The sequence below is a fragment of the Corallococcus llansteffanensis genome, from assembly GCF_003612055.1.
Classification (GTDB): Bacteria; Myxococcota; Myxococcia; order Myxococcales; family Myxococcaceae; genus Corallococcus; species Corallococcus llansteffanensis.
In genome coordinates this window covers 21088-32805 of the sequence record NZ_RAWB01000034.1, presented here as the reverse complement: position 1 = coordinate 32805, position 11718 = coordinate 21088, and the positions used below count along the sequence as shown (strand labels likewise).

Sequence of the window (11718 nt, the reverse complement as noted above, 5' to 3'; positions counted from 1 at the left end):
CCTCCCAGCGGGGCGTGTGGGCGGATTCCCTCTTCTCGACAAGTCGCCAGACATGGTTATGGGGAAGGGCATTGGCGCGTTTCGTCAGCGCCCGGAGGCCTTCATGTCCGCAGAGACCCACCCCCAGCGGGAAACCCATTCATTCCAGGCGGAGATCCAGCAGCTGCTGAGCCTGGTCATCAACTCGCTCTACAGCCACCAGGAGATCTTCCTGCGCGAGCTGGTGTCCAACGCGTCCGACGCGCTGGACAAGCTGCGCTTCCGCGCCATCACGGAGCCGGACCTGCTCAAGGACGAGCCCGCGCTGGAGCTGCGCATCGTCCCGGACGCCGACAAGGGCACCCTCACCATCGAGGACACCGGCATCGGCATGACGCACGACGAGCTGGTGAAGAACCTGGGCACCATCGCCCACTCCGGCTCGCGCGAGTTCCTCCAGGCCCTGGCGCAGAAGGGCCAGAAGGACATGCAGCTCATCGGCCAGTTCGGCGTGGGCTTCTACAGCGCGTACCTCGTCGCGGACCGCGTGGAGGTGGTGAGCCGCGCCGCCGGTGAGGCCGCCGCGTGGAAGTGGGCGTCGGAGGCGCACGGCACGTTCACCGTGGAGCCCGCGGAGAAGGCCTCGCGCGGCACCGCCATCACGCTGCACCTGAAGGCGGACCAGAAGGAGTTCCTGGACGAGTGGAAGCTGCGCCAGCTCATCACCCAGTACTCGGACTACGTGGGCCACCCCATCAAGCTCCAGGTGACCAAGCACGTGGGCAGCGGGGAGACCCAGGCGACGGAGACCGCGCTGGAGGTGGTGAACAAGGCAAGCGCGCTCTGGCAGCGCCCGAAGTCGGAGGTGACGGACGAGCAGTACCAGGAGTTCTACAAGCACCTGACGCACGACTTCGACAACCCGCTCGCGTGGACGCACTTCAAGGCGGACGGCACGCAGCAGTTCACCGGCCTGCTCTTCGTCCCCAAGCACCCGCCGTTCGACCTGAACTCGCAGCAGCAGCGCGGCGTGCGGCTGTTCGTCAAGCGCGTGTTCATCATGGACCGCTGCGAGGACCTGGTGCCGCAGTGGCTGCGCTTCGTGCGCGGCGTCATCGACTCGGACGACCTGCCGCTCAACGTGTCGCGTGAGATGTTGCAGGACTCCGCGGTGGTGCGCGCCATCCGCAAGCACGTGGTGAAGAAGTCCCTGGACCTGCTGGAGAAGATGGCCAAGGACAAGCCGGACGACTACCGCACGTTCTGGGAGGCCTTCGGCACGGTGGTGAAGGAGGGCCTCACGCTGGAGACGGAGCACCGCGAGAAGCTGGGCGCGCTCGTGCGCTACGAGTCCTCCCGCGAGGAGGGCCTCACGTCGCTCGCGGACTACGTCACGCGCATGAAGGAGGGCCAGGAGGCCATCTACTACGTCTACGGCGAGAGCCGGAAGGCGGTGGCGGACAGCCCGCACCTGGAGGCGCTGAAGCAGCGCGGCTACGAGGTGCTCTTCATGACGGACCCGGTGGACGAGTGGGCCGCGCAGGGCCTGCGCGAGTTCCAGGGCAAGCCGCTGGTGTCCGCGCTCAACGCGGACCTGAAGCTCCAGTCCACGGACGAGCAGAAGAAGGAGAAGGAGCAGCAGTCCGAGGGGCTCAAGGGCCTGACGGACAAGATGAAGGACGTGCTGCGCGAGGACGTGCGCGAGGTGCGCGTGTCGGACCGCCTCACGGACTCGCCCGTGTGCCTCGTGGTGTCCGAGGGCGGCACGCCGGCCTACCTGGAGCGCCTGCTCAAGGAGCGCGGCAAGGGGATGCCGCGCGTGAAGCGCATCCTGGAGGTCAACCCCAAGCACCCCGTCATCGAGCACCTGCGCGGCCTCATCGCCCGCGACCCCTCCGCCCCGCAGGTGGGCGAGTGGATCGAGCTCCTGCACGACCAGGCGCTGCTCACCGAGGGCAGCCCGCTGAGCGACCCGAACCGCTTCGCGCGGCGGATGACGGCGCTGCTCACGCAGGTGGCCACGCACACCTCGACCGCGACGGGCAACAGCGTGCCGGCGGAGCAGGTGCCGACGCCCGCCGTCGCCGCCGCGCCCGCGCAGTCCACCTGAGCCTGTCGCTCAACGCGCCACCGGGCGGGGCCAGCGCCATCCGCCCGGGGCGCACCTGAGTCTGTCGCGCGACGCGCCACCGGGCGGGGCCAGCGCCATCCGCCCGGGGCGCCCCTGAGTCTGTCGCGCGACGCGCCACCGGGCAGGGCCATGGCCTTTCCACCGGGGCGCGTGCGCGGTGTCTCAAGCGCGGGCCTGGGCCGCCTGGGTCAGGTCCGCGAGCAGGGCCTCTCCCGTCCAGTCGCGGCGGGGGCCGGCCTCGGCCTCGCGGATGAGCGCGATGAGCCGGGCATTGACGGGGGTGGGCACGCGGACCTTCTGGGCGAGCCGGACGATCTCGCCGTTGAGGTAGTCCACCTCCGTCGTGCGGCCCGCCTTGAGGTCGTCCCACATCGACGAACGCGCCCGCGCGTCGATGGCGAGCATCTTCTTCGCGAGCACCGCGAACACCCCGTCCGGCAGCTCCAGTAGCCCGGGGATCCAATGCGGCGGCAAGGGCGTCAGCTTCGCGGGCTTCACGCCAGCGGCGGCCAGCACCGCCAGTCCCTCGCGCTGCGCGAGCGCCACACACCGCCGCCACGCGCGCTGGGACAGCTCCTGCTTCAGTGGGAGGTTGGAGAGCGCGTTGATGGCGTTGTTGAGGTTCAGGAGCAGCTTGGCCCACTGCACCGCGCCCATGTCCGTGTGCTGCTTCACGGCCAGCCCCGCGCGGGCGAAGGCGTCCAGGAAGGGCGCGAGCCCGGCGTGCTGCTCGGCCTCCAACGTGCCCTCGGAGCCCGCGAAGAAGGTGCCCTGCCCCTGCGCGGCGACGTTGAAGGGCACCATGCCGGTGAGCACCGTGCGGCCGGGCAAGGTATCCCGCAGCACCTGCGCGTTGTGCATCCCGTTCTGGAAGCTGATGACCACCGCGCCGGGCTTGAGCCGCGACGCGAGCGTGCGCCCCGCCTCCTCCGTGGCCGAGGACTTCACCGTGACGAGCACCAGGTCCGCCGTGGAGAGCGCGTCCGGGGCCGTGTCGATGTGCACCTGCGCGGCGGGCACCTTCAGGTCGGCGCCGCGCCAGTCCGTGAGCCGCAGCCCGTGCGCGCGCACCTCGTTGACTACGCGCTCCCGGCCGATGAAGCGCACCGTGGCACCGCTCGCGGCGAGCCGGCCGCCCACGTAGCAGCCGATGCTGCCAGCGCCGAATACACAGAACTCTTGCGAAGAGGACATGGCGCGGATTGTGGCCCGAGCCTGCCCACCTTGCACGGGATTGCCGCGCCCTTGCGCCGCGCCCTCACGTCGCGGGCAGCAGCACGACGATGAGCACGTCCCACAGCGCGTGGCTCAACCACGACGCCCACGGAGTCCCACGCCACTCGGCCAGGGCGCCCCACGCGAGCGACGTGGGCAGCGCGGCCAGGGCCAGCAGCGGCTCCCCGAAGGCGAGCAGCAGGAGGCTGGACAGCACCGCCGACCCGGCCACGGCGCCCCACCGTCCCAGGCGCGCACGCAGCGCCCCTTGCACGAGCCCACGCCAGAACCACTCCTCCGCGGGGACGAGCAGCAGCACCAGGGCCAGGGCCGTGCCCACGGAGCCCGTCCCGAACGTCGCGTAGACAGCGTGCAGGGGTTCGCAGAGCGCGTCGGCGAAGCCGCCGCAGAAGGCCCACAGGAAGGCGCGCGCGCCCGCGTACAGCACCAACGCCTGGACCACGCTCCACGCGATGTCCGGAAGCGACAGGCGCGGCGAAGACATCCGCCAGCGGCCCATCGCCCGCCACGTCACCGCGAGCCAGCCAGCGCAGAAGACGGAGGCGATGGCGAAGAAGAACGGCGGGTGCGCGTGCACCAGCGCCGTCCAGGCCACCACGCCGAAGGTGGCGGCGGCCCGCCAGCGGGGCAGGGCCGCGTCACCGGGCGACGGCGGGGCAACGGGAGGAGCGATCATCGCGCGCGGCAGCGTACCCCGGCGCGATGGCCACCGACTCTTTCACGGCCTCCCGCCGGCGGGCACGGACCGCGTGCACCGCCGACTCAAGGCCGGGGCCTCACTCCGGGGGGAGGCACGCCCCGCCGCCCGAGCCATCATCGGAGCACTCGTAGCCAGAGCGGCACGAGCCCTGACCGCCACCCGCCGGCGGCGTGCACGACAGGAAGCAGTAGGCGTTGGCGCCGCTCGAGGTGCTGTAGCAGGCCGTGCCAGACGGGCAGCTCGACGACAGGCAGTCCTCGGTGCAGTAGCCGCCCGGGAACGTGCTGCTCGTGATGCACAGGCCGCCGGGGCCGCAGTCGCTGCCGGTGGTGCAGGCCTTCCCGATGGTCGTGTCGGGCTGCGGGTCCTCGTCCGACTTGTAGGGCACCAGGGTGAAGCTGATGTCGCTCGTCGTCTTGCCGTTCGTGACCTCGACGGTCTCCACCTCGGTGGTGTCGCGCCAGAAGCCCACGCGGTCGCCGTCGTCGAAGTATTCGCCCTCACCGGTGTCGTCGATGGACGCGAGCACCAGGTACTCCCGGCCGGGGAGCTTCGTGCTGTAGCTGAACCCGTCGGCCGCGGACACCGTGCCGATGCCGTCGTCGTCGATCTGCACCTCGCCCGCCGCGTCCAGGTAGGCGAACGCGATGACGGCGTCCTTGTCCTCGGAGGCGCCCACGCGGAACTTCACCAGCACCTGGGCGGTGCCCGCGCCCGCGGCGCCGGTGAGATCCAACTGCGCCACGTAGCTGCCCGGGGCCAGCGAGCCCGGGTTGACGTTCACGGTCAGCGACGCGGACTTGTACGCGGCGATGGACAGCGTGTTGCTGGAGACGGACACCGCGGAGGCGTTGGCGCCGGAGACGGAGACGCTGACCGCCAGCGTGCCACCGCCGTTGTTGCGCACCGACAGCACCTGCGAGTTCGTCCCCGTGAAGGCGAGCTGGGTGGTGCTGATGGCGAGCTTCGGGGGCTTCGTCGGATCCCCACCGCCCTTCGCGCGCAGGACGGCGGCGTAGGCGTCCACCAGACCCGCGCCGCAGCCCTCGGAGCACTTGCTCGTCGTGTCCGCGGTGTCCTTGAGGATGTCCTCCACCTCCTGGGACGTGAGGGCGGGGTTCTGCGCCAGCATCAGCGCGACGATGCCCGCGACGTGCGGGGTGGCCATGCTGGTGCCCTGGTAATACTCATAGGAGGGCTGGTTGCTGCTGTTGGGCAGGGTGGACAGCACGCCGTCCGGGAAGCCGTCGCCGTTGCGGTCCTCGCTCGTCTGGCCGCCGGTGGCCATGATGTCCACGTTGGCGCCGTAGTTGGAGTAGCTGGCGCGCTTGCCGGTGAAGCGCACCGCGCCCACGCAGATGACGTTGTTCATGTTGCAGGGGAAGCTGCTGGACGCGTTCGTGTTCTCGTTGCCGGCGGCGACCACGAAGATGGACCCGCGCGACACGGCCTGGTTCACCGTGTCCTGGAGCGACTGCGACGGAGAACCGTTGCCGCCCAGGCTCATGTTGATGACCCGCGCCCGGTTGGCGTTGGGCGTCACGCCCGGGACGTTGCCGCCGCTCGCCCAGGTCATGCCCGCGACGATGTCCGCCAGCGTGCCGCCCTTCGTGCCCAGCACGCGCACCGGGAGGATGTTCCGGCCCTTCCAGGTGACGCCGGACAGGCCCACGCCGTTGTTGGAAGCCGCGCCAATGGTGCCGGCCACGTGCGTGCCGTGGTACGACGAGCCACCATTGGGCAGGTCCTTGCCCTCGTCCGTCGGGTTGGCGTCCACGCCGTTGCCGTCGCCCGCGGCGTTGGGGTCGGAGATGAGGTCGACGCCCGTCAGCATGCGGGAGTCCAGGTCCGGGTGCTTCGTGATGCCGGTGTCCAGCACCGCGATGATGATGGACTCGCTCCCCGTGCCCAGGTCCCAGGCGGCGGGCAGGTTCATGTTCGTGTAGTGCCACTGCCGCGAGTAGAGCGGATCATTGGGAACGGCCAGCGGCCGCACCCGCACGTTGCTCTCCGCGTACTGCACGCCCTGCACCGCCTGGACCCGCTGGAGCACGCGCACGTGCTCCGCCTGGGTGAGCGCGCGCACGTTGGAGCCGCCGCTGGCCATGGCCTGGGGCTGGCTCACCTCGTAGCGCAGCAGGTGCAGGGTGTCGCTCAGGTAGGCCTGGTGCACGACGTGGTAGCCGTCGATGCGCGCCTGCGCGACGGCCTCCTCCGCGGACAGGTCCGGCGTGTCGAAGCGGACGATGATCTCCCCCGGCAGCAGGGACGACTGCTCCGTCAGCGGCTTCGACGGGATGCCCGTGCGCCACACGCCCCGGGCAGCAAGCGCGCGGGAGACGGACCTGCCCAGGTTCTTCGCGTTGGGCAGGGAGAAGAACGCGCTCAGTGACGACGGGGCGCTCGCGGCGGCGGAGCCCGCCTGGAACGGCTGCAGGGTCCCCTGGACGGTTCCCTTGGTCGGCGTGGTGTCGTCGTCCCCATCGCTGTTACAAGCCGTGAGACCGAGCATCCCCAGAAGGGCAAGACGGCGGAGCATGAAAGGGTCCTTGGACAAGGCGTGTGTGCGTCCGACCCTAGGTCCGCTGCGGGCAGTGCGTCCAGCCGCCATTCGCTCGGCTGGAAGGCCCCTTCTCCTCTAGCGTCCCAGGTCCAGCAAGACCGCCTCCGCCGCGCGACGCCCCGACGTGAGCGCCCCGTCGACGGAGGCGTTCTCGCGGTGGTCCCCGCACACGTAGAGCCCGGCGGCCAGACGCACGGCGCGGTGCGGCTCCACCAGCGCGGAGGGCGGCTGGGCGGGCAGGGCCTCCGGAAGCACGTACGTGCGCAGGTGCCGCCACGCGGACACCGCCGCCGCGCCGAACCACTCCGTCAACTGCTCGCGCACGCGCGCCTCCAGCCCCGCCGCGGCGCCGGCTTCGCCCACCACCGACACGGACACCAGCGCCTGCCCCTTCGGCGCGTACGCGGGCGACACCTCGCTCATCACCGCGACGTTGTTCACCGGCCCCCGCCCCTCGCCGTCGAGCACCAGCCACGGCCCCTCCACCGGAGGCTCCGGCGCGGCGAAGTACAGGCACGTCACGGAGTTCATCCGCGGCGCCGGCATGCCCACCAGCAGCGAGGCCGCCGTGCCGGGATCCGTCGCGACCACCACCGCGTCCGCGTGGAGCATCTCGCCGTCCGAAAGGCGCACCCGGTGGCCCCACGCCTCCGCCACGCGCACCTTCATCCGCAGCGCGCCCGACGGCAGCTTCAGCGCGAGCTGCTCCGGGATGGCGCCCATCCCCCGCTCCGGCACCACCGCGTGCCCCCGGGAGAACATCCGGAACACGAACTCCAGCATCCGGCTGGACGTCGTCAGCTCGCGCTCCAGGAAGATGCCGCCGAAGAACGGGCGCAGGAACACGTCGATCATCTCCTCGGAGAAGCCCAGGTCGAGCAGGAAGCGCTGCGACTCCTGCTGGGGCCGCTGCCAGAGGTCCGTCAGCTCCCCCGACGTCGCGTGCTGCCGCAACTCCAGCACGCGCAGCTTGTCCAGCAGGCTGCCCACGGGCTCGAACACGTGAGACACCGCCTCCACCGGCCGCCGCAGCGGGTCCGCCACCGTGTGCAAGCGCCCACCCCTCCACACCTTGGCGCCCGGAATGAAACGACGCGGTGACAAGGCCTTCAGGTCCAACACCCGCCGCCCTTCCGGGTAGGCGGTGAGGTACACCTGGAAGCCCCGGTCCAACAGGAAGCCCTCATGCACGTCGGTGCGCACCCGACCGCCTGGCGCATCCCCTGCTTCGAGCACGACGGCATCCACCCGTGACTCGATGAGGGCCCTGGCACAGGCCAGCCCCGCGAGTCCCCCGCCCACGACGATGACCCCGGGCTTCGCCATGGTCTTCCTCCAGTCCAGCGAGCGTGCGGACCCTGGCTTGATAACGCCAAGACGTGCAAGCGAGACTCCCGGGCGGTTGCGGGCATCCGACAGTTATTGCAAACGTTCGTTTCGTGCCCGCGAACCGTGGCACAACCCATGCCGGCATCCGCCGGTATGACCTTCGGAGAGAGAAAGAGCAGGAGTTCCCCATGTTGATCGTGATGCGCCCAGACGCGACGGCCCAGGACATCGAGCGTGTGAACGACGAGATCCGCCGCCGTGGCTGGCATCCGCACGCGATCGCCGGAGGCTCCCGCACCGCCATTGGCATCACGGGCAACCCGGGCGCCGTGGAGCCCGAGCCCTTCCGCGTGCTGCCCGGCGTCGCGGACGCGGTCGCCATCTCCCAGCCCTTCAAGCTGGTCAGCCGCGAGGTGAAGCCCGACGACAGCATCGTGCGCGTGGGCGATCTCAGCATCGGCGGCGCGGCCATCCACGTCATCGCCGGCCCCTGCTCCGTGGAGTCGCGCGAGCAGATCATCTCCACCGCGCAGGCGGTGAAGAAGGCCGGCGCCACCATGCTGCGCGGCGGCGCGTTCAAGCCCCGCACCAGCCCCTATGAGTTCCAGGGCCTGAAGGGTGACGGGCTCGCGCTCCTCGCGGAGGCGCGCAAGGAGACGGGCCTGCTCGTCACCACGGAGGTGAAGGACACCGCCACGCTGGCCGCCGTCGCGGACCACACGGACATCCTCCAGGTGGGCGCGCGCAACATGCAGAACTTCAGCCTGCTGGAGGCCGTGGGCGAGACGCGCAAGCCGGTGCTGCTCAAGCGCGGCATCAGCGCCACCATCAAGGAGCTCCTGATGGCGGCCGAGTACATCGTCGCGCGCGGCAACACCCAGGTCATCCTCTGCGAGCGGGGCATCCGCACGTTCGAGAACATGACCCGCAACACGCTGGACCTGAACGCCGTCCCCATGCTCAAGGCGCTGACGCACCTGCCCGTGTTCGTGGACCCCTCCCACGGCATCGGCGTGCGCAAGGCGGTCCCCGCGATGATGCGGGCGGCCATCGCGGCGGGCGCGGACGGCATCATCGTGGAGGTCCACCCGGATCCGCCGCGCGCCAAGTCGGACGGCTTCCAGTCGCTGGACTTCTCCGAGTTCGAGAAGGCCATGGGTGAAGTGCGTGCCATCGCCCAGGCGATGGGACGCGAGATGGTACGGCTGGGATAGGCCATGACGCTCAAGGAAGCGCTGGGCAAGGTGGTCGGCCGGCGCGACCTCTCCCGTGAGGAGATGGCCTCGGTCATGGGCCAGATGCTCGCGGGCGAGGCTTCGGCCGCGCAGGTCGGCGCGCTCGCCGCCGCATTGCGCATGAAGGGTGAGACCGAGGATGAAATTCTCGGGGCCGCGGAGGCCATGCGGGCCTGCGCGGCGCGCATCTCGCCCGTGGCGGAGGTGGTGCTCGACACCTGCGGTACGGGGGGTGATGGGGCGCACACCTTCAACATCTCCACCGCGGTGGCCTTCGTGGCCGCCGGGGCGGGGGTGACGGTGGCCAAGCACGGCAACCGCGCGGTCTCCAGCCGCTGTGGCAGCGCGGACGTGCTCGCGGCGCTGGGCGTGTCCATGGAGCGGGCGCACGCGCAGGTGGCGCGCGACATCGACGAGCACGGGGTGGGCTTCCTCTTCGCGCCCTCGCACCACAGTGCCCTCAAGCACGTGGCGCAGGCGCGAAGGGACCTGGGCTTCCACAGCGTGTTCAACCTGCTGGGGCCGCTGACGAACCCCGCCGGGGCGCGCTACCAGTTGCTGGGCACGTTCGATCGCATGCGCGTGGAGCAGACCGCGCGCGTGCTGGGGCGGCTGGGCAGCCGGCGCGCCTGGGTGGTGCACGGGCACGACGGGCTGGATGAGATCTCGCCCTGCTCCCCCACGGAGGTCGCGGAGCTGCGCGCGGATGGAACGGTGCACCGCTTCACCGTGACGCCGGAGGACGCGGGCCTCACCACCATCTCGCGGGACGCCATCGCGGGAGGCGACGCGGAGGAGAATGCCCACAAGCTGCGAGCCCTGCTCGCGGGCGAGCGCAACGGCATCCGCACGGCGGTGCTGCTCAACGCGGCCGCCGCGCTGCTGGTCGTCGGCCTGGTGGACACCCTGAAGGACGGCGTGAAGAAGGCCGAGCACGCCATCGACTCCGGGGCCGCCGAGCGCAAGCTGGCCGCGCTCATCGAGAGGGTCGCGGCATGACGACCTCTGCTTCCGCCGCGAAGCGGGCAGCACGCTTCGGCATGCAGGACTGCCTCATGGCGCCCGCGCGTCGTCGGGAGGCCCTGTCATGACGACCACCTCTTCGGCCGCGAAGCCCGTGGAAGCCCCCGGCACGCTGGACGTCATCATGGCGCGCAAGCGCCGGGAGCTGGGGACCCGCCCGGCCCCGACACATGGCGCGCAGCCCCCGACGCGGGACTTCGCCCAGGCGTTGGTGCGCCGCGTGCCCGGGCATCCCGTGAACGTCATCGCGGAGGTGAAGCGCAAGAGCCCCTCGGGCGGCGCCTTCCCGCATGCGGACGTGGTCGCGGTGGCACGGGCCTATGAAGCCGCGGGCGCATGCGCGCTCAGCATCCTCACGGACGGGCCGGACTTCGGCGGCGACCTGGAGGACCTCGTCGCGGTCCGCGCCGCCGTCGCGCTGCCCGTGTTGCGCAAGGACTTCCTCGTCGCCGCGAGCGAGGTGGAGGAGAGCGCGGCCTGGGGCGCGGACGCGGTGCTGCTCATCGCGGATGCGCTCGAGGACTCCGTGCTGCGGGAGATGGTCGCCGCCGCGAAGCAGGTCCGCGTGGCCGCCCTCGTGGAGGCCCACACGGCGGAGCACGCCGAACGCGCGCTCGCGGCCGGGGCCCGGATTGTCGGCCTCAACAACCGCAACCTCGCCACGCTGAAGACGGACACCGGCACGGCGCTCCGGGTGATGCCCGCGCTGCGCTCCCGGTCCACCGCCCTGGTGGCGGAGAGCGGCTTGCGAAACCTCGCGGACCTCCTCGCCGCGCGCGACGCGGGCGCGGACGCTGTGCTGGTGGGCGAATCGCTCCTGCGAGACGCCGATCCGGGCCAGGCCCTGCGCCGGCTGCTCGGCCTGGAAGGCAGGGGCGCGTGAACGTCACGGTGAAGGTCTGTGGCGTGACGCGCCTCGAGGATGCCCGGGGCGTGTGGGCCGCGGGCGCGGACGCGCTGGGCCTCAACTTCCATCCGGGCTCGCCCCGGTACGTGGACGTGGCCACGGCGGCGGCGCTGTCTCGCACGCGGCCTCCGCTGGGTGCGGTGGTGGGCGTGTTCGTCAACGCGAAGCCGGAGGACATCCGGCTGCGCGTGCGCGAGTGCGGCCTCACCGTGGTGCAGCTCCACGGCGACGAGCCGCCCGAGGCCTGCTCCGGCTACGGCGTGCCCGTCATCAAGGCGCTGCGCGTGCGCGGGCCGGAGGACGTCGCGCGCGCCCGGGCCTACGTGGGCGTGGGCGATGTGGCGGGGCTGCTGCTGGACGGCGCGGCCCCGGGCTATGGCGGCGGGGGCGTCACCTTCGACTGGTCGCTGGTGGCGCAGCTCGCGGGCTGTGGGGCGCCGGTGCTGGTGGCGGGCGGCCTCAAGCCGTCGAACGTGGCCGAGGCCGTGAAGGCCACCCGGCCCTACGGTGTGGACGTGGCCAGCGGGGTGGAGTCTTCCCCTGGCATCAAGGACCTGGACGCGGTGCGCGCCTTCGTGCGCTCGGTCAGGTCCCTCAACCTCTGGGAGTAGAGCC

The 11718-nt window shown here is 71.3% G+C and carries 9 protein-coding genes; 5 read left to right on the top strand and 4 right to left on the bottom strand.

All coding sequences use genetic code 11. From position 1 onward, the window contains the following. The first annotated feature begins 103 nt into the window (after positions 1–103). Entirely contained in the window at positions 104–2089 is a 1986-nt protein-coding gene (gene htpG, locus D7V93_RS05455) for a molecular chaperone HtpG (RefSeq protein WP_120642352.1), read from the top strand. Between the two features lie 183 nt (positions 2090–2272). Here htpG and D7V93_RS05450 read toward each other — a convergent pair whose 3' ends face one another. The 4 genes from D7V93_RS05450 to D7V93_RS05435 all read right to left on the bottom strand — a co-directional run bounded on the left by D7V93_RS05450 (position 2273) and on the right by D7V93_RS05435 (position 7935). After that, positions 2273–3304 (bottom strand): 2-dehydropantoate 2-reductase, encoded by a 1032-nt coding sequence (locus tag D7V93_RS05450; RefSeq protein WP_120642349.1) that lies wholly within the window; start codon positions 3302–3304, stop codon positions 2273–2275. A 64-nt stretch (positions 3305–3368) separates the two neighbouring features. Further along, the gene (locus D7V93_RS05445) at positions 3369–4022 is read right to left on the bottom strand and encodes a CPBP family intramembrane glutamic endopeptidase (protein ID WP_244237124.1); all 654 of its coding nucleotides are present in this window, start codon (positions 4020–4022) and stop codon (positions 3369–3371) included. 100 nt (positions 4023–4122) lie between these two features. Further along, positions 4123–6585 carry a S8 family peptidase gene (locus D7V93_RS05440; protein ID WP_147451050.1) on the bottom strand — a complete coding sequence of 821 codons (2463 nt, stop codon included), beginning with the start codon at positions 6583–6585 and terminating at the stop codon, positions 4123–4125. Positions 6586–6684: 99 nt separating this feature from the next. Next, a complete protein-coding gene (locus D7V93_RS05435) occupies positions 6685–7935 on the bottom strand; it encodes an NAD(P)/FAD-dependent oxidoreductase (RefSeq protein WP_208722924.1) in 1251 nt (416 codons plus the stop codon). A gap of 191 nt (positions 7936–8126) precedes the next feature. Here D7V93_RS05435 and aroF point away from each other — a divergent pair, with 191 nt between their 5' ends. The 4 genes from aroF (at position 8127) to D7V93_RS05415 (ending at position 11714) form a co-directional block, all read left to right on the top strand. After that, entirely contained in the window at positions 8127–9152 is a 1026-nt protein-coding gene (aroF, locus tag D7V93_RS05430; RefSeq protein ID WP_120642346.1) for a 3-deoxy-7-phosphoheptulonate synthase, read from the top strand. A gap of 3 nt (positions 9153–9155) precedes the next feature. Then, positions 9156–10172, top strand: a complete 1017-nt coding sequence (gene trpD, locus D7V93_RS05425; RefSeq protein ID WP_120642345.1) for an anthranilate phosphoribosyltransferase — start codon at positions 9156–9158, stop codon at positions 10170–10172. 88 nt (positions 10173–10260) lie between these two features. Further along, positions 10261–11079: an indole-3-glycerol phosphate synthase TrpC gene (locus D7V93_RS05420; RefSeq protein WP_208722923.1), complete on the top strand. Its 819-nt coding sequence runs from the start codon at positions 10261–10263 to the stop codon at positions 11077–11079. Further along, positions 11076–11714 carry a phosphoribosylanthranilate isomerase gene (locus D7V93_RS05415; protein WP_120642344.1) on the top strand — a complete coding sequence of 213 codons (639 nt, stop codon included), beginning with the start codon at positions 11076–11078 and terminating at the stop codon, positions 11712–11714. The genes D7V93_RS05420 and D7V93_RS05415 overlap by 4 nt, the downstream gene beginning before the upstream one ends. Positions 11715–11718: the final 4 nt, after the last annotated feature.